At 39.0% G+C, this 20,842-nt stretch carries 22 protein-coding genes, 1 pseudogene and 1 riboswitch; of the genes and pseudogenes, 5 read left to right on the top strand and 18 right to left on the bottom strand.

The genetic code is table 11. The features are described from left to right. From BN53_RS08925 to BN53_RS08895, 9 genes and pseudogenes are all read right to left on the bottom strand, one after another. Complete coding sequence (locus BN53_RS08925) at positions 1-642, bottom strand: YfbR-like 5'-deoxynucleotidase (RefSeq protein ID WP_009560615.1); 642 nt, start codon at positions 640-642, stop codon at positions 1-3. 81 nt (positions 643-723) lie between these two features. After that, the gene (locus BN53_RS08920) at positions 724-972 is read right to left on the bottom strand and encodes a DUF2087 domain-containing protein (protein ID WP_009560614.1); all 249 of its coding nucleotides are present in this window, start codon (positions 970-972) and stop codon (positions 724-726) included. Further along, positions 972-2,180 carry an MFS transporter gene (locus tag BN53_RS08915; RefSeq protein WP_040537412.1) on the bottom strand — a complete coding sequence of 403 codons (1,209 nt, stop codon included), beginning with the start codon at positions 2,178-2,180 and terminating at the stop codon, positions 972-974. Before BN53_RS08915 ends, BN53_RS08920 begins: the two co-directional genes overlap by 1 nt. Before the next feature lie 123 nt (positions 2,181-2,303). Next, positions 2,304-3,131, bottom strand: a complete 828-nt coding sequence (locus tag BN53_RS08910) for a helix-turn-helix domain-containing protein (RefSeq protein WP_009560612.1) — start codon at positions 3,129-3,131, stop codon at positions 2,304-2,306. A gap of 51 nt (positions 3,132-3,182) precedes the next feature. After that, a complete protein-coding gene (locus tag BN53_RS08905; RefSeq protein WP_009560611.1) occupies positions 3,183-4,520 on the bottom strand; it encodes a M20/M25/M40 family metallo-hydrolase in 1,338 nt (445 codons plus the stop codon). 353 nt (positions 4,521-4,873) lie between these two features. After that, positions 4,874-5,593 (bottom strand): annotated as a pseudogene (locus BN53_RS09960) (glycosyl hydrolase family 8); the annotation flags it as partial. An 18-nt stretch (positions 5,594-5,611) separates the two neighbouring features. After that, a complete protein-coding gene (locus tag BN53_RS09955) occupies positions 5,612-6,145 on the bottom strand; it encodes an MFS transporter (RefSeq protein ID WP_009560609.1) in 534 nt (177 codons plus the stop codon). Between the two features lie 86 nt (positions 6,146-6,231). Beyond that, the gene (locus BN53_RS10000) at positions 6,232-6,363 is read right to left on the bottom strand and encodes a hypothetical protein (protein ID WP_009560608.1); all 132 of its coding nucleotides are present in this window, start codon (positions 6,361-6,363) and stop codon (positions 6,232-6,234) included. Between the two features lie 95 nt (positions 6,364-6,458). Beyond that, entirely contained in the window at positions 6,459-6,854 is a 396-nt protein-coding gene (locus BN53_RS08895; protein WP_009560607.1) for an iron-sulfur cluster biosynthesis family protein, read from the bottom strand. A 220-nt stretch (positions 6,855-7,074) separates the two neighbouring features. On the opposite strand from BN53_RS08895, the gene BN53_RS08890 reads away from it, so the two are divergent. Then, on the top strand, positions 7,075-8,175 hold the full coding sequence (locus BN53_RS08890; RefSeq protein ID WP_009560606.1) for an SLC13 family permease: 1,101 nt from the start codon (positions 7,075-7,077) through the stop codon (positions 8,173-8,175). 40 nt (positions 8,176-8,215) lie between these two features. Here the strand turns inward: BN53_RS08890 and BN53_RS09670 are convergent, their stop codons facing one another. Next, positions 8,216-8,668, bottom strand: a complete 453-nt coding sequence (locus BN53_RS09670; RefSeq protein WP_009560605.1) for an ATP-binding cassette domain-containing protein — start codon at positions 8,666-8,668, stop codon at positions 8,216-8,218. A 211-nt stretch (positions 8,669-8,879) separates the two neighbouring features. Between BN53_RS09670 and BN53_RS08880 the strand changes: the two genes are divergently transcribed. Both BN53_RS08880 and htpX read left to right on the top strand, forming a co-directional pair. Next, positions 8,880-9,434, top strand: coding sequence for a LemA family protein (locus BN53_RS08880; RefSeq protein WP_009560604.1), 555 nt, complete (start codon positions 8,880-8,882; stop codon positions 9,432-9,434). 15 nt (positions 9,435-9,449) lie between these two features. Further along, the gene (htpX, locus tag BN53_RS08875; RefSeq protein ID WP_009560603.1) at positions 9,450-10,340 is read left to right on the top strand and encodes a zinc metalloprotease HtpX; all 891 of its coding nucleotides are present in this window, start codon (positions 9,450-9,452) and stop codon (positions 10,338-10,340) included. Between the two features lie 34 nt (positions 10,341-10,374). On the opposite strand, the gene BN53_RS08870 is transcribed toward htpX, so the two are convergent. Then, on the bottom strand, positions 10,375-11,310 hold the full coding sequence (locus BN53_RS08870) for a helix-turn-helix transcriptional regulator (RefSeq protein WP_009560602.1): 936 nt from the start codon (positions 11,308-11,310) through the stop codon (positions 10,375-10,377). Positions 11,311-11,401: 91 nt separating this feature from the next. After that, complete coding sequence (locus BN53_RS08865) at positions 11,402-12,988, bottom strand: ATP-binding cassette domain-containing protein (RefSeq protein WP_009560601.1); 1,587 nt, start codon at positions 12,986-12,988, stop codon at positions 11,402-11,404. 170 nt (positions 12,989-13,158) lie between these two features. Then, a riboswitch (TPP riboswitch) is annotated at positions 13,159-13,247 on the top strand. A 24-nt stretch (positions 13,248-13,271) separates the two neighbouring features. On the opposite strand from BN53_RS08865, the gene BN53_RS08860 reads away from it, so the two are divergent. Together BN53_RS08860 and BN53_RS08855 are read left to right on the top strand one after the other, a co-directional pair. After that, complete coding sequence (locus BN53_RS08860) at positions 13,272-14,633, top strand: ATP-binding cassette domain-containing protein (protein WP_009560600.1); 1,362 nt, start codon at positions 13,272-13,274, stop codon at positions 14,631-14,633. 4 nt (positions 14,634-14,637) lie between these two features. Next, complete coding sequence (locus tag BN53_RS08855) at positions 14,638-15,288, top strand: energy-coupling factor transporter transmembrane component T family protein (RefSeq protein WP_009560599.1); 651 nt, start codon at positions 14,638-14,640, stop codon at positions 15,286-15,288. Between the two features lie 27 nt (positions 15,289-15,315). On the opposite strand, the gene rlmH is transcribed toward BN53_RS08855, so the two are convergent. From rlmH to BN53_RS08825, 6 genes are all read right to left on the bottom strand, one after another. Beyond that, complete coding sequence (gene rlmH, locus BN53_RS08850; protein WP_009560598.1) at positions 15,316-15,795, bottom strand: 23S rRNA (pseudouridine(1915)-N(3))-methyltransferase RlmH; 480 nt, start codon at positions 15,793-15,795, stop codon at positions 15,316-15,318. Positions 15,796-16,266: 471 nt separating this feature from the next. Further along, a complete protein-coding gene (locus BN53_RS08845; RefSeq protein WP_009560597.1) occupies positions 16,267-17,502 on the bottom strand; it encodes a S1C family serine protease in 1,236 nt (411 codons plus the stop codon). 89 nt (positions 17,503-17,591) lie between these two features. Next, positions 17,592-18,389: an MBL fold metallo-hydrolase gene (locus tag BN53_RS08840; protein WP_040537410.1), complete on the bottom strand. Its 798-nt coding sequence runs from the start codon at positions 18,387-18,389 to the stop codon at positions 17,592-17,594. A gap of 16 nt (positions 18,390-18,405) precedes the next feature. Beyond that, positions 18,406-19,233, bottom strand: a complete 828-nt coding sequence (locus BN53_RS08835) for a two-component system regulatory protein YycI (protein ID WP_009560595.1) — start codon at positions 19,231-19,233, stop codon at positions 18,406-18,408. Beyond that, entirely contained in the window at positions 19,234-20,586 is a 1,353-nt protein-coding gene (locus BN53_RS08830; protein ID WP_009560594.1) for a YycH family regulatory protein, read from the bottom strand. Continuing rightward, positions 20,576-20,842 (bottom strand): ATP-binding protein (locus BN53_RS08825; protein WP_040537408.1); only part of this gene is annotated, 267 nt, incomplete at its 5' end. The genes BN53_RS08830 and BN53_RS08825, both read right to left, overlap by 11 nt.

Genomic DNA, 20,842 nt, shown 5'->3' with positions numbered 1-20,842 from the left:
CTACTCACCCATCAATAAGATACTAAAGGCAATCCGTTGCATTTTGTCTTTGCCGGCAAAATCACCCTTGAATAAGTCTGGCAAAATATGCTTAATAAAGTATTGCACACAAACTAAGTCATCAAACTTCTTGATTGTTTCAAGACTTTCTTTAAACATTTGCATAAAGACTGGGTTAGGATTTCCTAATTCAATTTCGCCATATGCTTCGTATAAAAGATCCAGCTTGTCGCAAATTGATAGAATCTTACCTTCTAAGGTATCGTCTTTGCCTTCAGATAAGCGCTTAGTGTAGATTTCTTGGAATTCAGCTGGGATTTCGTCTTTGATAAACTTATTTGTCATAGTTTCTTCGACATCCCCAATCATTTTGCGCAATTCTGGCGTTGCATACTTGACTGGCGTCTTGATATCCCCAATGAAGCGTTCAGTATAGTCGTGGTTTAAACTCTTTTCGTATAAAGCCTTCCAATCGATCTTTTGTCCGCCTTTAACTTCTTCGATATCGCCCATCATTTGTGCAAGTTCAGCCGTTCTGAAGCAGTGGTCTGCCACTGAATGGTGGTGGTACTTGAAGTAGCCTGGTGCCCGATCGATTGACTCTAAACTGTTGAAACCTTGAATATAAGCATTTAATCCCATAAAAAAACTCCTTCCATCTAGCTAAAATTTTTACTATGTTACCAAAATTATAAACCAGATGCAAGGAGGAATATCTATATTTTACTTTTTTATTCTACGATAATGGTGGCCATAGTCATCTCGTGCTAAGCGCCCGGTATCAACCAAGTATCGGCGCAAAATTGCATAATCATCATAAACTTCTGCCAAGATTTCATTGACCTCTTTTTCACTGTAGTCATGATCAAATTCGAATTTATCAATCAAGGCATCAAACAATACTTCTTTAGCTTTTTGCTTGCGCGGAATCGTAATTAGTTTTCCATCATGTAAAAAATTAGCTAGTTCCATTATTTACCAACCCCCAGTCTTCTTTTACTTACTATGAAACCTAGTACAAAAATCGCCAAACCTACTGCAGCTAGGCTATTCCAGGCAAAACCAATTCCATAATGATCGGACAAAAATCCATTAGCAGCTAGCGCAATTACCTCAATTCCTGCGTCTAATGCATTAGATACGGATATGATTGTTGCTCTACGATTTTCCGTTTCAATAGCTGATTGCAATACTACCCCAGCAATCAAATTTTCTACACTTCCAAACATTGTATGTACCATAAATAGGACAAGCGAAGCATAGTAACTTGACCTAGTTACCACAACTAACCAAATAGTGACGGTCATCATGATAGAGCTCATAACAATCAAATCAAGCTGATTCTTATTGTTTAGCTGCTTTTTGGAAACAACTCGATTATAAATAGTTATGGCCAGCATCCCTGATAAAGTCATAAAAACTGATATCGTACCTGAATTGACATGTTTTCCGTGCTGAAAATAGATCTGCCATTGATCCAATGGGCCTGACGAAATAATAGCAATGGGCAATAATAACAACACTATTGCCAACGTCTTCTTTTCATGCTTAACGGCCTCTTTAACATCACTTACTATGTTTATCCCCGACCAAATATTTATCTTGCTTTGCAGATTTTGACTGTCGTACTTAAACATTGGAATAACTGTCAGACTAGTAACAATCAAGAAAATGGCCCCGGCAATTAGGGGAAGCTGCAAGTTAATATTTCCCAAGATGTTTGCCCCAACAAACGTCGCTAGCATTGTTATTGGTGTCGCAATTATCCTATAACCTGAATAAATCGAGCCAAGCTCATTCTTGGTATGACCAATTGCGGATTTATTTGCAATCCACGAATCCATCGTTCCAGATTGGAGTGAATCTCCTATCGCAGTCAAAATCCCACTTAAAGTCATGTAAAACAGATTAAATGGGCTAAATGCCAATACTAAGAGTCCTACTGCTCGAATTATTCCACTAACAGTAATTGTTTTTAAATAGCCAAATTTATCTGCAATGTATCCAGATGGAACCTCTGCGAAAAACGTTACGATCCAAAAAATACTGAGAAACAGATTTATTTGGCTATAATTATAGCCTATATGACGCATGAACAGATAAATCGTTCCGCTCCATAGTGACACACCTACTGTGTAAAGTATGCTTATGTAATAGTAAATGTATTTATATTTTTTCATCGTCTTCGATACTTATAATTTTTTAAACAATTGTCTATGCTACTCCAACCTGTAATTCTCACCAAAAATAATATACACTTATTAATTAAAACAAGATTCTTCTTGTATCATATTTGTTACATATCATATAGGCCAGCTAGCTATTACAGCTCCATAACCATAATCTTCCATATTTTTTCTAATTTTTTGAGCTTTGTCTATATTCCCTGATAACATTGCCTCCAGATAAAAAGTATTTATTCTATAAATCATTAAATGAAATGACTTAGTAGTGCTAATTATGTAATTAATTACTTCTACAATATTAGTATTAGATCTAATACTAATTTTTCTGTCGTAGCATGTCACCAAATAGTTTCCAAATATTCGTAGATATCTTTCTAACGCTAATTCCGAATATTTATGTCTTTTGACAGAAGCCAGTAACCTACTTATTAAAAAATCCAATTCTTCTTGTGACCATAATGGCATAGTATTTCCCAATAACGTCAACAAATCTGGTCTGGTAGTCCAGTTACGCCCTTCATCAAATTCTTTTTTCAATTCCTTATATATATTTTCGTCAATATCTTTCACTTCTCCTTTAAAATATGCTAACGTCACTAAAGCCCGTAACTTCAATATCTTGTTATCCGAAGTAGCTACTATTTTTTGACAATATCTTTCTAAAGATTCAACATTTCGGGTATTAACAGCATTATCCATCCTATCTTTAAATTGTATTTCAGTCTTATTTTTTCCCGAAATATATGTTTCTTGGATCAACTCAGAAAATTCAAGAACATCTACTTGATGTTTAAATAATATTTCAAATAAACTTTCTGCATTAATTCTATTTTTTCCACTTTCAACTTTTGCATAAAATGGTCGGCTGACAATTCCCTCACACATCTGTTGTTGACTTAATCCCAAGTTTAATCTTATTGTATGTAATGCCTCGCCAATCGTCACAATTATTCCTACCTTCTACTAAACAAAAACAGTAATTTTCGTTCCCTTAACCTACCCTTGCTTATTAACCTCTCGCAAAATTCTCTCATGCAAAATAAGCACTTGCTCAATATCGCTAAACAGAACATTTTCATTAGCGCCATGCATGTTAGAGCTAGAATTGCCGATACCATAATTAATTAGTGGCAAGCCAAGATTTCTACCAAAAGCATAAGCTGGACCAGCTACAAAGTCATTTAACACATACTGAACGCCAGTTGGGCCATAAACTTCCTTTGCTTGCTCAAGTACCAAGCGAATCACTGGGTCAGTAATATCTGCTCGATAACCTGGCTGGCCAACCAAATACTTAACCTTCAAATCTGAAAAGCCATTCTTAATTAGTTGCTGCTGGGTTAACTGGGCAACTCTTTCAGGGTCTTGATTTGGCGATAAGCGGAAGTCAATCTTAGCCTTAGCAAAACGTGGCAAAACAGTCTTAACCCCTTCTTTTTGATAGCCGCTAGTTAGGCCGTTAATGGTAATCGTTGGCTCATTGACTAAGGCTAGTTTTGGGTCATCAGTCAATAAAGGACGCGCTAATTCTGAATCTTGGCTAATTTTATCTGGGTCAAATTCATAGCCTTCAACATATTGTTTTTCTTCATCGCTAATTGAATCAACATCATCATAGATTCCATCAATCAAAATTCGATTAGTTCCCACTTCGCGCAAAGTTGCCAATCCTTGAACTAGGCGCCAAGGTGCACTTTCAGCATAGCTAGCTTGAGATGAATGCAAGTCAGTATTAGCTGTCTCAACGCCAACTTCAATGCAGGAGACGCCCTTTAAGCCGCCGCTAACTACCAGCTTGCCCTTAGAATTCTTGGCTCCGCCCTCCCAAATGCACAAGTCTGCCTTAAGTCGCTCTTGATAAGCATTGGTATATTCAACGATATGGCTTGAACCAATTTCTTCTTCGCCTTCAACGAAGAACTTTACATTGACGGGCAATTGATTCGTCTGCTTTAAATAATCAATCAGAATTAATCTAGTAACTAATTCGCCCTTGTCGTCCAGTGCTCCTCTAACGATCAACTTGCCATCTTTAACTGTAACTTGATAAGGATCGCTATCCCAATCGTTCACATCCCCTTCAGGCTGCGTATCATAGTGGTTATAGAATAAGACCGTTTTATCGCTATCAGCTTTAAATTCCGCAAAAATATTGCTTGGACCACCATGATCATTCCATTCTTCAACTACATCAGCCTTTAACTCCTTAAACTTAGCAATTAGCCAATCAGCCGTTTCTTTTTGATTAAGATGTTGAGCTGCGATCGTTTTTAATTCAAAAAATTCGTCATAATCCTTAAAATGTGCTCTAGCAAATTCAGTTAAACTGGTCATATTTTTACCACCTTTCAAAAGACAAAAAGCGCCCCCCAGTAGCAAAATTGTTGCTACCAAGGGACGCTTATGCGTGTTACCACCCTAGCTTCAATTCTAGTCTTACGACTAAAATCCTTACTGGCTTCTCATCATGAAAAACCGGACTCAATATCGAAAGTCACCCGTAAGTTGCTAACGTGATGCTTACAACTTATGCCTAAACAAAGACCATCTTCAGCTGGCCATACAATTGCTGCCTTGCACCATTTGCAGCTCGCTTGGAAAAGATCGCCAGCTTACTCATCTTTTCAGCTTTTATTAATTTATTTTTCTTACATTTTAATTTAAGTTTTGTAAATAGTCAAGCTATTCTACTTCACCACCGCCGTCAAAGTCACCAGGACATCATCATAATAATTTCTTCCGTTAAGTTTTTGTAAAAGCACATACTTTTGCGAACTAAACAGGTTATCAAATCCTTGATTACGATAACTTGATGCCATTAAGAAAATCGGTGCACTAAATGCGCGTGATTGATAATGATTGAGAGCTTCGCCCTTCAAGCTATATCCAGCTGTTACTGTGCTTTGTTTACTAAAAAACTTCAGCATTCTTTTGCACACATATCTTGCATCTGGATCATCTACACCAGCTAAGTTCATTGGGACCCGGCAGGCATTAGAAGCATAGTCGCCATCGTACTTACTGCTAACAACCTTACCCTTAGCTGCTTTAACTCCATTTTTGCTTACCCAGGCAAAATCTGGCGCCAGCCCACTCTTATTTTGAGCACTTAACTGTTTCAAATACTTAAGCATGGTCTTTCTAATCACTAGCCAACGCTTATCGCCAGTAACTTGATAAAAGGCCTTTAACTCTTTAGGTAAACAATCTGATGTACGGAATAAATAATAATATTTTGAATCTTTATTTGCCCAGTTGCCGACCGTTAAGCAGTTTGTTTCGTGATTAACTTCGTAAGACATAATGTCATTAATCAACTTTACGGCCTGCTGGCGATAGGAAGCATCATGCCAGCGTCTAGCAGCTAAGATCAAGCTATAAGCAATAAAGACATCCCCATCAGTGGCGCTATTTTTATCATAATGCTAGTTTTGGACATCTTTTACCTGCTTCCAAGACATTAATTGCGAGCCAGTTTCACGGTTTGCCAAATAATACCGATATAAGTGATCGAAGTCTGCCTTCTTGCCATGTGGATTCATGGCTGCAATTTCCATTCCATAGCCTTGAGCTTCAGATAGAGCCATGTGCTTTGATTTGTGCGGCGTTGTATCAATATAAGCAACTTCTTGTTCTTTTTTGACATAAAATTTTTGCCAGTCTGCAACAAGGTTTGCGCGAATCTTATTTTCGTTGTCAGCTCTAACTAATAGCAAAGTAGCTGTAAAGGCAACTAAAATTCCCACAAATATGAACCAATTATACTTTTTCATCAAAATCAGCCAACTCAATAAGATATTAGGCAAAGTTAAGCCTACAACTATTGCTAGTAGTAGGATGTCCATCACTCCTGTTTGCACATCCTTAGTGTAGTTTTGTGCTAGCCAAACTAGTAGCATGGGAAAAACGATTGCGCAAAAAAAGCTCAACTTTATTAGCTTTGAATTTTTTAAAACCATAGTGCTCCACTCCTATGTTTGATTAAAAAAAGCAATTCGATACGAAACGTATCAAATTGCTTTTCAGATCTTTATTTATTCAGCGACTACTTGTTTTCGTCTGCTGCAGCCTTGTTCAAGAAAGCAACAACTTCAGCAACGTGAGCAACGCGCTTCTTGCCGTTCTTCTTGTTCTTTGGTCTTTGGTTTGGTTGACAACCAGTGTTGTAATTTGGCATAGTACTATACTTCCTTTCAGATTTTCGAAAATCTAGTTCAGTTTACCATAATAGAAGCGATAGTTCAAGCCTATCTAGGTATTTCCCGGGAAATATTAGCAGGTCTTACCTTCAGCCATATCTTTAGCGGTAACTTCAGCTGGCTCGTATTCAGCCACAGTAACAGCACCGTCGATGATTCCACTGTCATCAGACAAGCTCATGGTGGCATTTCTGGCGTTGACTACCAAATTATCTTCCAAGAAACCCATTTCAGGTTCAGCTGTGTACAAATCAAAGCCAGCATTGTTTTCAATCTTGATGGTGTAATCTGGATCCTTTTCATCTAAAACAACGAATTGGAAGTTGGCGCCAATGGTGCAAGTGCCACCCATCTTTGAGTACTTGGTTGAACCATCGTTCAAAGCTAAGAGAACCACTTGATGGTCATTTTTTACGTGCTTTTTAATCATTTCAGCCGCTTCTGGCTTAATGTTCATTGTTACTGTCATATTGATTTTCCTTTCATGGTCTTTTTATCTGCATCAAGTATAGCAAGCTTCGGCGATTTTTTGAAAAATTTTGCTTATTTTTTGGGAGAAAATTTGTATAATTAATGGATCCGATTTAAATTATGTTTTTTTTCCTAATTACTTATTGATATCAGTGCTAAAAAGGCTCACAATGGTAACTAGGGTTTTCAGACGATTATAGATGTGAGGGGGACCTTTTATGACCGTCTTAAAAAATATTGCAAAAGATAGAATTTTACAAATAACGGTATTTATAACTATTGTCAGCCTTTTTTTTGCGAGGCCTAGACTAGCAGACATCAACTTCCACACCTTATTCTCCGTGGCTGCGATGCTAACGATCATTCAAATTTATGCCTATCTGCACATTCTAGATGTCCTAGCCTATAAGCTAACCAGTATTGCTGATAATATCCGAAAGTTAAATATTTTATTCACACTGTTAGCAGTACTTTCTGGAATGTTTCTAGGAAACGATATTACGGTTTTGACTTTGATTCCGCTATATCTCAATATTGCTAAAAAATACGACTTGCCACAGATCTTGCCAGTTACTTTAATCGGTATGGGTGCAAATATCGGGGCGGCCTTCACGCCATGGGGCAATCCGCACAACATCTTCTTAGTAAGTAGATACGGTGTTAATGCGGTTGAATTCTTCCGTTGGTCAATTCCATACTTGTTAGTATCATTGATCATTATGGGATTTGTTTTCTTCTTTATTCCTAAGAAAGAAATTCCGGTTCAAAGAGCAGAAAGCATCCGGATCAGCTGGCGTCCAACTGCCTTGACTACCTTAGTCTTTGTTTTCTTCTTCTTTGGCGTTTTCCGGGTCGTGCCAATTATTTATCCAATGCTATTAGCCATTGCCTTGGCGCTTTTGATCAATCCACGGATTTTGCTTAAATTAGACTATTCATTGTTGCTTACCTTTACGGGATTCTTCATTTTCATCAGTGATATCCAGCAGATTCCAGCAGTCGTAAATGGCATTCATATGATGGTTCACTCAGAACTATCAACCTACCTAACTTCAATTATTTCCAGTCAGGTAATGAGCAATGTTCCTTCTACTATCTTAGTTGGTAAGTTCACCGACTACGCAGAAGCATTATTCTTAGGCTCAAATATCGGTGGCTTTGGTTCAGTGGTTGGTTCGATGGCCAACATGCTGGTTCTTAAGACCTACAACCAACACGCTAGCATAAGTAAGTCCAAGTTCTTTAAACAATGGACGGCGATGCAGTTTACCGGTTTGATTATTCTAACCATTGTTGGTTGGTTATTGTTAATGATATAAAAAAGGCTCTAGTCAGATATTGGCTAGAACCTTTTTAGTTTTATATTTCGATTATTTGATCAAATTTAGCTAAATTTTCTTCATGTAACTTCCGCAGCAGACCTCGAGCTAGTGCTAATCTTTGCTTTTGTCCGCCAGACATTGAATTACCAGATTCCTGAACTTCAGTATCTAACCCCTCTGGCAATGATTCAACATAGTCTAACAAATCAGCTGATTGCAAAGCTTGTCTCAATCGCAGTGACAAATGCTGAATTGTCCAGGCTTGAGCAATCTCTTTAAAAGCCAAAATCACCGATAGTAATGCAAAGATCAATATATCGAATAAAACATATCTAACAAACTCATTAACATCAAGCTTGATTAAACTATTTAAAACCATAACCTGAATTAACGAGTGGCCTACTCTAAAAATAGAAGCAATCGCCGTCAAAAACGCTACAAAGGCGACTTTAGCTGGTTCTTGTTTAATGTATTTAAGAAGCTGTTTCATATTCTTACTCCTTTTATCGTTCGCATTTATACAAATAAATTAATTTTTTATGATTATAATATTTAATAAAAACAATTTACCCCCTAAGATTATTTGTCAATTAAAAAGTATGTTTTTACTTATTTCTTTACTCTAAAACTTACCTACTATCCCTTATCCTAGAATTAAGTTATAATGTACAGTAATCAACTATTAATTACGGAGGTTACATATGTTAATTTGGATAATTTTAGCAATCCTAGTCTTGCTAGTCTTTGCCTACATTGCCACTTACAACAACTTGCAAAAAGCAAAGGTCTACACTGAAGAAAGTTGGAGTCAAATCGACGTTCAACTCAAACGAAGAAACGATCTTATTCCTAACTTAGTAGAAACTGTTAAAGGCTATGCATCCCACGAAAAGGAAACTTTGGCTCAAGTCATCAACTTGCGCAATCAATTAAACCAAGTTCCTGCTAGCGATCACGAAGAAGCCCTTAAGGTTTCCAACCAATTGTCAGATTCATTGAAGACAATTTTCGCTTTGTCAGAAAACTACCCAGACTTAAAGGCCAACCAAAACTTCCTCAGCTTGCAAGAAGAATTGACCAACACTGAAAACAAAATTGCCTACTCCCGTCAGCTTTATAACTCAAGTGCTGCGCAATACGATCAGAAGCTTTTGACCTTCCCATCCAACATCGTAGCCAAAATTCATCATTTCCAAAAGGTTAACTACTTGGAAACTCCTGAAGCTGAAAAAGAAGCACCTAAAGTTAAGTTTTAGAAATTAGGAAAATCTATGTTATATCAGCAAATTAGCCGTAATAAGCACAAAAGCAGCATTATTATGGTAATTTTTATTATTATTCTTGCCCTAGTTGGGGCTGGACTAGGCTATTTGACTAGCGACTCGCCACTTGCTGGTTTAATTATTGCCGTAATTGCTAGTCTAGCTTACCTATTTATGGTCATGCAAAATCCAGCCAATATGATCATGAGTCTAAACCATGCTCAGGAAATTCATGAAGAAGACAATCCTCAACTGTGGCATATTGTCGAAGATATGGCCATGGTGGGAAAAGTTCCAATGCCAAGAGTTTTCATTATCAATGATCCTAGTCCTAATGCCTTTGCTACCGGCAGCGACCCTGATCATAGCGCCGTTGCTGTTACTAGCGGGCTACTTAATATGATGAACCGCGAAGAACTTGAAGGGGTATTGGGCCACGAGATTTCGCATATTCGCAATTACGATATTCGTCTATCAACAATTGCCGTTGTCCTAGTCGGCGTTATTTCCTTTATCTCAGGAATTGCCAGTCGAATGATCTGGTGGGGCGCTGGCAGTCGAGATGACGATGACGATCGCGAAACTAGTCCGCTTATGGCAATTTTCAAGTTAGTCGCAATCATCTTTGCCTTAATTCTTGGACCACTTGCAGCTAGCCTGGCCCAGATGGCTTTATCGCGCAATCGCGAGTTCTTGGCTGATGCATCATCAGTTGAACTTACGCGCAATCCCCATGGCTTGATCTCAGCCTTGCAAAAGATTGAAGGCAGCCAGCCCATGAGAAGCGCCGACCCATCTAGTGCCGGCATGTATATCTCCAACCCTTTAAAAAAGGCAACTGGATTATTTGATACTCACCCAGCCACAGCAGAAAGAATCAAACGCTTAGAACAAATGTAAAAAAACAGCCCGAAATTTTTCCGGGCTGTTTTCTTTATTTCAAATGGATATTTGCTTGTCTAAATAGTTCGCTCCGCATCGCTGCTGGCGTCATGTGGTAGTATTCGTTAAAACGCTTATAGAAGAAAGACTTGCTTGAAAAGCCCACCAGGCTAATGATTTCTTTCAAAGAAACATCTGGCTTAGCTAACAATACCTTAGCTTCTTGCATCCGGCGCTCATCGACATGTTCGACGAAGCTGCGACCAGTCTTTTGCTTGACCATATTTGAGAAGTAATTAGGATTAAAGCCAAAATAAGCTGCCGCATCCCCTAGAGTAACCTTGGCAAAGTGTTGATCGATATATTCCGTTAGTGCTGCTTCAGAGAACTTGATGCGTCCATCCTTGCCAGTCAAGCCCTGCTTGCGCTTTTGGCACAGCAAGACAAAGGCTAGGGTCAATTTAGCCTTAACTAGACTTTTGACAAATAATTCTTCGCCTAAATATGCCTGAACGATTTCGCCTAAAAGCTTAGTTGACTCAATCTTATCAGTAAAAAATAGGTACTTATCTTTTTCTAGTTGTTTAGATAGTTTGTTAATGACGGCTAATTCTGGATCGGTCTTGCCAGCCAAATCTTTGAAAAAGGCTTGATAGCGGAAGTTTGAGCCAAATCTTGCCTTCAATAAAGTCGCCTCACCCATTTGTTCGCCGACTTGATAGCTGCTGCCTGCTTGCAATAAAAGAACACTAGCTTGATCGATCAAGGTGGCTTGTCCATCAACGGTTAGAGCAACTTTTCCACCAACCGCAAATAAGAGTTCTGCTTCATTAACTTGATAGAAATGCAGACCGGGATTTTTATTTTCGGCATAGATAGAGAACAAGCCAAAATCTGCTCTGCCTGCATTTAATTTAATTTCATCATGATCATCTACTATTAGTTCGAATAACTTTGCAAGATATTGGTCCAGTGCAACAGTTGCCATAGATCGATCCACCTTCCTATTTTTTGTTTTCTATTCCCATTATAAAGCAAATTGGATTAGATGCCTAAGTGGAAAATTTTTGGAAGGTTTTTTAAACTGCTAATTTGTCTAAATGGATAATTCTATCAAACATTTCAAGTTCTTCATCACTAACCTTGTGTGCTACTTCCAGAACTGTTATGCCTTTATTCTTTAGCAAGGTTTGATGGATAGCTAAAGACATAGCAGGATCTAATGCACTCGTAGCTTCATCTGCTAATAAAATTGGTCTCTTGCTCAACAAAGCCCTAGCAATTTCAATTCTTTGAATTTGTCCACCTGATAAGTTGCTTCCTGACTCGCCTAATTCATAATTTAGCCCTTTTTCTGCGACTAACTCACTTAAGCCAGCTAGTTCAATCGCTTGATTAAGATCAGAATCTGACACTTTTTTGCCTAAAGTTAGATTAAATTTCAAGCTATTATCGAAGATGAATGGCTTTTGATTGATATAGCCAAAGAAATTATGGGCTTTTTGATAATTTCCTGACATGTCTTGATGATTAATAATAACTTTACCACGGCTTGGCTTAAGCTGTCCCATAAGCATTTGGAGAAATGTCGTCTTCCCCCAGCCACTTGGAGCCATTAATAAGACTTTTTGACCTGGTTTAATTTTCAATGATAAGCCGTTAAATAGTTGCTTTTCATTAACTGTATAGCTAACATTATCCACTTCTAATTCTTGTAGCTTATCACTAAATTTAGGACTCTCAGTAAGTTGATAAGTAAGAGCTGGTTCAATTTTATCCCACATTGGTTTAGTAGACTTAATAGCATTAATTTGATCGAAAATATTAACAATTGGATTAACGAATTCATTAGATAATTGAACGATCATAATCAGTGTTCCGGCACCAAACCATCCCTGATACATCAAAATCGATCCCACCAAAAATGGGATTATGAAACTAAAAATATCCGCAACAGCGACAATTATTTCATATGCTCCTTGCTGAGCATAATTTAATCTTCTCAAAGCTAATTCCATTCGCTTAGCACTTTCTACTACTTGGCTAATCACAGGAATTTGAGCGTCATATAAGTTTGCAGTCCTGGCCCCATTCAATGCATCGCTAACCTTTTGAGTATATTCCGCATTAGCTTTTTCCCATTGACCTGATCTTTTCTGAATTGGTTTAGCGAACCACTTTTGGACAAAACCAGGAATTAAAGTTGTAGTCAAAAAGATCAAAGTTAAAATCCAAGAATTTAGTAGTCCTACTATGATTGATAGAACAAACGAGATCAATTCAGAAATAATCATCAACTCATTGGTTACTTTAAGGGTTTCGATTTGCTTAAGATCATTGGTCATTAGACTCAGGCCATCTTTTTGCGAAACATCTCGTTTATTTACCAGATAAGTCATCGTCTTATCTTTAAGTTCAACGTTTATCGTCTTAATAAGATCTACTTTAATATATCTGTAAACAAAGTTGGCTAACATTATAGCTAATATTGTCCCTGCACCAATACCAGCTACTAAAATCAAGTCATTTAATTTGCCTCTATGGTACTGGGCTAAATCTAGCATGATCTTTGATGTGTACGCAACTGTAACATTGCCTAAAGCATTGATTAATGCAAAAATCACGTATAAAAACACTTTGTTTTTGGGTGCAAATTTTAGAGTCATATTTCCCTCCTCTTACCTGGACAGTAAAAACGCTTAAGATAATTATACATCTATTTTATAATTATTAAAAGCAAATAAATACTTTTTAATATCAAAGCAATAATCATAGGGCAAGCAGGCTTTAACAAATCCAAGTTAATGGACATCCCTGCTAAGATTTTGTAAAATGAACTTAATTAACGGGGTGCCACTAGGCTGAGAACATACCCATTGAACCTGTCTGGATAATGCCAGCGTAGGGAAGATGATTTCAAGCACGGCCACCCCTAGAGGGTGTTTTTTTATGGTCAAAAATCAATCAATCAAAGTCAAAGAATTAACTTTTGCCTATCAGGACGAACAGCCAATCATCAACAAACTAAATTTAGAGCTGGATACTGGCAAGTTTTCGCTCTTAATTGGGCCAACTGGCTGCGGCAAATCAACCTTAATGAAGATTCTAGCTGGACTTTATCCTAAATACGCCGGCAAATTGCTGGCTGGATCAATCGACTTAGCTGGCTTAAAGACGGCTATGATGTTTCAAAATTCCGGCCAGCAATTTACCATGGCCACGCCAAGAGAAGAAATTGTTTTTGCCTTGGAAAATTTGGGCTTAGATGCAGCTAACTATCAAGAACGCTTAAAGCTGGCAACGGACTTTACCCAAATCGACAATTTGCTAGATCAAAACATTTCCACCATGTCAGGCGGGGAAAAGCAAAGAGTCGCTTTGGCTGTGTTAGTTGCCATGGACATCGATATTTTGATTCTGGATGAGCCTTTTGCTAGCTGCGATCCACATGCGCGCAGCTTCTTAATTCAAAAGCTGGCCCACTTGCGTGATCAAGGCAAGACCATTATCATTAGCGATCATGTTTTTGATAATTACGATTCAGTCTGCGACCACGTTTATGCCTTTGAAGCTGGAAATGTGAAGCAGCTTTCTTTGGCTGAAATGGAGCAGCTATTTAAAGCCGTTGATTACGACTATCATTTTGCCTTGCCTGAAGACCAAGCTGCAGCCTTTGTTTTGGATCAAGTTCAGATTTCTCAAAGACGGCTTTTATTAAAGCAAGATCAGCTGAAAATCGTCAAAGGAAAAGTAACCTTAATCACTGGCGCAAACGGGATTGGCAAGTCTTCTTTTTTCAAAGCTTTAACCCAATTGATTCCTTACGAAGGCTCGATTAGCTATGAGGGACAAGAAGTTCGCAAGGCTAAGAGTCGAACTTATCTCAAAGATGTGGGACAAATTTTTCAAGCAGCCACTGACCAATTTTTAACGGTAACAGTTAAAGACGAATTGGAATTGAGTCTCAAGAACAACCCCAACGTCACAATGGATGAGGTTGATCAACTATTAGTTAAGCTTGACCTATTCAACCACAAAGACCAAGTCGTATACTCCTTGTCTGGCGGGCAAAAGAAGAAGTTGCAGATCTTATTGATGCTATTATCTAGTCAAAAAGTCCTCTTGATCGATGAGCCATTAAGCGGCTTAGACCATGAGTCAGTCAAGCAGGTAGTTAGCCTGATGAAAGCTTGCCAAGAAAAGTACCAACAAACGATCCTAGTTATCAGTCACCAATTAGGCGAGCTGGCTACTTGGTGCGACTATCATCTTTTATTTGATCAACAACGTTTGAGTTATCTAGAAAGGTAAGAAGATGAATCCTAGTCTAGAATTTTTATTGATTTTCATTATTTCGCTGGAATTATCCATCAAGAACAATCTCTATATCAACCTAATTGTAATTGCCTTTGCGCTTGTCTACCTAGTAATTCGGCGAATTTCATCTAAAAAATTATTCGCCCTAATTGCCATTCCATTTATTCCAGCCTTTACGATTTTTGCGACGCTATTTTGGTTTAATGGCAAGTCTGATCCTTATAATGCCTGGAGTTTGGCTACGCGTGTTTATGTCTATACTTTGACCATTGCCTGCCTAGCTCATGATACGACCAGCAGCCAGTTTGCCCGCTCGCTTGAGCAAAACTTCCACCTGCCAAGCAAGTTTACTTATGGGGTTTTAGCTGCCTTAAACATCATTCCGCAAATGGCTAGCGCCGTGAAACAGATTCGCGTAGCAGGCATGATGCGCGGCATGTATTTGTCTTTTTGGTCGCCAATGCTTTACTTTAAAGCGATCTTAGTTGCGTTAAATTCTGCCGACAACCTTGCCCAAGGTATGGAATCTCACGGCTACACCGAAGGGCAAAAGCGCTCAGTCATCGAAGTAGTCCCCATGACTAAAAAAGACTGGCTGATTTTTGCTTTGCTTTTAGCCTTGTTCAATCTTGGAATCTTCATCTTGTAAAAAAAGAAGGCCACGTGGCCTTCTTTTTTATTTATGATATGGACTACCGGTATTGATCATAAAGGCCCGGTAGATCTGCTCCATTAGCACCACGCGCATCAATTGGTGAGGCATGGTCAACTTGCCAAAACTAAACAAATCATCTGCCCGCTTGTTAACAGCTGGACTAGTGCCAAGGCTGCCTCCAATAACGAACGTAAGGTCAGAATGACCGTAGGTAGTCAAATCCTTGATCTCTTTAGCAAATTCTTCGCTTGCTCTTTGCTTGCCCTTGATTGCCAAGACATAAACATATTCCTTGTCCTTGATCTTAGCTAAAATGCGCTCGCCTTCGACTTCTTTGACCTGTTCCATTTCTGCTGGACTGAGTTTTTCAGGTGCCTTTTCATCTGGAACTTGGACAATTTCCACTTTGGCAAAGCGACTCATCCTTTTTTGATATTCCGCAATCGCATCCTTGAAGTACTTTTCTTTCAACTTTCCAACACAGACAATCTTGATATTCACTACTTTTCCCCCAGAATTTACATTATTTCCACTTGAGTTATCCACAGTTGTGAAAAAGATAAATCTATATTTTGTGTCTATTTTTTTTAATTTATCTATACTTAGTGGTCTCGCCCTTTGCAAAAATTTTTTTCAAATTTTTACCCACATTTTGGCTTGGGATAACTATTTTTCACAAATTTTACTGATAAATACCGATTAAATCAAGCCTTTCTCTATCTTAATGCAAAAAAATAATTTCGCAAGTCAAACTCCATCCACAAGTTATACACACCCTCTATCCCATGTTTTTATTAGAGTTATGCACAATCCACAGTTTTTTCCACAGTTTTCAACATCTTCTGTGATTTAGCAAAACTTGACAATTTGTAGTTCCGAACTTTATTCTGTTACACACGCTAATAGTTAACAAAAAGGCGATCTTTCTGCTAAAACAGCTTCAGATCGCCTTTTTTGCCTATTCAATTTTAATTAATTTGCTTCCAAAGTTACCTTTAAGTTTACGTTCTTGTCATTTCTGTTGACAGTAACCGTTACTGTGTCGCCAACCTTGTGTGCATACAAAATCGTGTGCAAAGATGCGACATCGCTGACAGACTTGCCGTTAACCTTGGTAATAACATCCTTAGCCTTCATGCCGGCTCTAGCTGCTGCGCTATTTCTAGTTACAGAATCAACATAGATACCGCTCTTCAAGCTGCTTTCAATGCCTAATTGGCTTCTGTAAGCTGAAGGGATATTGCTTAGGGCAATTACCTTAACGCCTAATTGTGGACGGGTGATCTTGCCTTTTTTGACTAATTGGTTAACGATATTTACTACTTCATTGGCTGGAATGGCAAAGCCCATGCCTTCAACTGAAGTACCATCTGATGATTGAGCCAGCTTCATTGAGTTGATTCCGATTACTTGACCAGCTGAGTTAACAAGTGGACCACCGGAGTTACCTGGGTTGATGGCTGCATCGGTTTGGATAACGGATTGCTGAATACCAGATGAAGTGGTAATCATTCTAGCTGGAGCAGATATAATTCCTTGGGTTACTGTTGAAGCATATTCGCTACCTAAAGGTGAACCTACGGCAATGACTGTCTGGCCAGCTTGCAAGCTCTTAGAGTTGCCAAATTGGGCAACTTGCGTTACATATTTAGCATCAATTGACAAGACTGCTAGGTCGGTAGTGCTATCTTTACCAACAACTTTAGCATCGATGGTCTTGCCGTTTTGCAACATAACTTGAACGGCATCAGCACCAGAAATAACGTGGTTGTTAGTTACGATGTAGCCCTTGCCGTTAGATTTCATATAAATTACGCCTGAACCTTCGGCATAGGTTTGAAGCTTCTTACTTGATGAATCAGATTCTGAGCTGCGCTCGCCAAATAAACTTGATAAGCTTGAGCTTGATTGACCGCCGCCATATTTCAAGTTGATAACTGACACAACCGCACCCTTAACATCGTTATAAGCAGTCGTCATGGCAGAACTAGTCTTGGCGCTTGTCTTAGATAGTTTTGCGCTAGAAGAGCTGACCGTAGTTTGAGCAGTATTAGTAGTATTGAAGTCTCCATTGACTGCAGCTAAGCCTGCATAAGAAACTCCTCCTCCAAGAAGTCCTGCAACTACGCCAACAATAGCAGTTTTAACTAATGGGTTGTTCTTTTTTCTAGAATTGTTTTGTATTCTTTCGTTATTTTTGTTTTCCATGTCTATCATTCCTTCTTCACTTCGATAATCTTAATATAGCTAATAGATGTGAATAATGTATGATCTTTTTTCGCTAAAGTTGTTAAGTTTTAGATCTCAGTCAAATCTGTTGGGTCATCTGGCTCGGTCATGGTAATGTTCAAATCTGAGCTGACATCGGCATCCCCGTGCTCTAACATTTCCCAAGCCGTATCCTTTGCCAAGTACTCGGTATTGTTATGCCGGCTTAAATGCGAGAGAAAAATCTGCTTGGTCCGCTTAGTCACAATGTCCACGAGTGCTTGTCCTGCTTGCTCATTGGACAGATGACCTAAATCCGACAGGATGCGCTGCTTAAGAGCCCAAGAATAAGGCCCTTCTCTAAGCATCATCGTATCGTAGTTGAATTCCATCATATAAGCATCGGCATCTTCAATCGTTTTCGCCACTTTTTCTGACACATAGCCTGTATCAGTCAAAAAGACCATCCGCTTCCCCTCATTGCCAAAAACGTAATACTGCGGCTGGGCAGCATCGTGACTAGTGGCAAAGGCCGTTACTTCCAAATCATCGAAAATTTGGGTTTGATCAGGTTCAATCACATTGATCTGCTGGGCAGGCAACTTTCCGATTTTGCCAGTTTCCAATAAATAATCCCAGGTGCCGGAATTAGCAAAGGCATTGATTTGGGGATAGCGCCTCATTAATACACCCAGCCCCCCACTATGGTCGCTATGATCGTGACTTAAAAACACCATATCGATTTGACTAATATCAACGCCAACCTTAGCTAAGAGCTCCTTAGTCTTTTTACCAGAAAGACCTGCATCCATTAGAATCTTGTGTTTTTTAGTCATAATTAAGCTGGTGTTGCCAGTTGATCCACTAGCCAAAATTGATACTTGCACCAAATCATTCCTTCCATTAATTGTTGATGCTATAGGTAGTATTTGTCGCGAGTACTTGTCCAGTAAAGGCATTGACCCGCTTCAAGCTGATATTTTTGCTGTTCTTATTTTCGACCCAAACTAGCCAAGTTGGCAACAAAATTGTACTGCCGTGAACAACCGTCAACTTGGAGTAAGCTAATTTCACCTTAATGATGCGCGAGTTGTTAGCTAATTCGCGGTCGGTATACATGGAACGGATGGCATGCCATGGCGAAATCGTCGATTGCAGCTCCCGCACTGGCTTAACCGTACCAAGATAAGAGATCATGTAGCTAGATATTTTGTGGTCTTTGACAATGATCGTGAGCAAGGCTGAATTGTTATAGATCTTGCCATATTCAGAATCCTGCACGAAAGTATAGGTCTCATCGCTAGACATTGATTCTTCATAGGAATAATTTTTGCCAAAAGGCACATTGCGCTCATCATCTTTAAATTGCTTCAATGTGGCTAAAATTGCTTTTTTATTGCCTTTGACTTCCACAGTCGATCTTGGCGTTGCCGTGATCATATTTTGCGATTTTGAGTAGCTAGCATTAACCTGCGTTAGGCTTGAGAGCTTGTCTGACAAGTAGTCGCTGTTTTTAGCTGCTAAATAATAGCTCGTGGCCGTTTTTTCGGAAAGATTGCTTGGCAAGTCAATCCCATCTGCTCGCATTTCTTGGCGGATGCTAGCAGAGCTGCCATTAGTGGTATCAATGCTGCTCAAGCTTACTGGCGAGCGCAAGATTTCGATGCCTAGATAAATATCTATCAACAAAAAGATGATCAAAAATAGCCATTCTATTCGTCTGTGGTCCATTTAGTTAACCCCTTTTCCTGTTGAATCTACTTGATTGTAAAGAGCGGTATTCTGCTTTTCCCATTCGCTAGCACTCTTCCATTCGCCATAAGCCTTGATGTAGTAAGTTGGAATCAGGTTGATTAGATTATCATGACTTAGGTCCTTTTCTACTTGATAGCCGACCACTATGCGCTGAATGCTATTTTGGCGCATGCCGCGGCGAAGCAAGGAGTTAAGCACTTCTTGAGTTGGACGCAAGGTCTGCGTTTGCCCATCAAACGGAATCGGTATTTGCAAGTTCAAGCTATTGAACTTAACAATAACTGAATCTGTGCCAAAAGCAGTCGACACCTGCAAATCACCCTTGTTCAAAAAGACCGGCAAGCCTTCGATATAATTGGTATAAGCCACTTTATCATCATCAGAATCGAAAAAACGTATATCTTGCTCAGAAAGACCCACTTGATGAACGTAGCTAGTACTGTCAATTAGCCTGGTAGATTCATTTGGAGTCTTATTAGCTAGGGCATTTTTTTCATAATGGGTGTAGACGTAATTATGATTATTGCTCTTGCCGGACTTTGGCACCGTTAGCCGGGTGTAATAGTTAAGGGTGTAAGTTGTTAGACCCTTCTTGTTAATGCGGCTAGAAACACCCGAATTGCCCAAGAGGCGAGAGACAAAGTATGAATCAGTCTGATAGTTGATCAGATAGCTATAGATGTTGAATTTTACCGCCTTATCATAAAAGGTCGAATAACCCTGACCGAGACTGACAAAGTTAACCGAACCCTTGTAGCTGGCTTTTTTGGCGTATTTGCGCAAATGATCAAAGTTGGCATTTTTTAGTCCAACTCGGTAGAGTTTGCCTGTTTGATCATTCCCAGCATAAAGCCAGTTGTTTGAATCTGAAATAAAGATCCGATTGAACTTGCGATTGTCGCCTTTTAGATTGAAATCGCCAAATAGGCGAAAAGTAATCGCATCTGGATAAGTCAATTGAATGAAGTTTGGGTTATCTAGCAACATGCTATAGCTAGACTGACTTTGCGATACCTTGCGAATACTTCTAACTTTGGCATCCTCAATTCCTGACATAAATTCAAAAGAAAGATTATTTTTAGAATCATATAAGCGGTAAGGCTTATTATTTTTAAAACCAAAAATACTAGTCGGAATGTAAATATCCGATAGATACTTGGTATTCTTGGTACGAGTGACCTGCTTGCCGGCAGTGTCGCTGGTTTGTCTAATTCTGCTAAAGCGTTGGTCGTTAGTCATGATAAAAGTCCACAATACGATTGAAGTAACAATCGCTAAAAGCGTCCCTAGGCCTAACAACAATTCACTAAACTTAATTTTAAACTTCATCCCAGTCATCCTCCTCACTCATTGGTTCATATGGTAAGGATATGTAAAATGTCGATCCTCGACCTTCGCTACTGTCTGCCCAAATTTTTCCGTGATGGGCTTCAACAATTTCCTTCGCAATTGCTAGTCCTAGCCCCGTACCACCTTGAGCTCTTGAACGGGCCTTATCTACCCGGTAGAAACGGTCAAAAATCTTATCCAGATCTTTGCGCGGAATACCCAGGCCTTGGTCAGAAATACTCAAAATCACGTGATT

The organism is Lactobacillus pasteurii DSM 23907 = CRBIP 24.76, from assembly GCF_000297025.1.
GTDB lineage: Bacteria > Bacillota > Bacilli > Lactobacillales > Lactobacillaceae > Lactobacillus > Lactobacillus pasteurii.
This window is presented reverse-complemented; position numbering and strand designations above follow the sequence as displayed.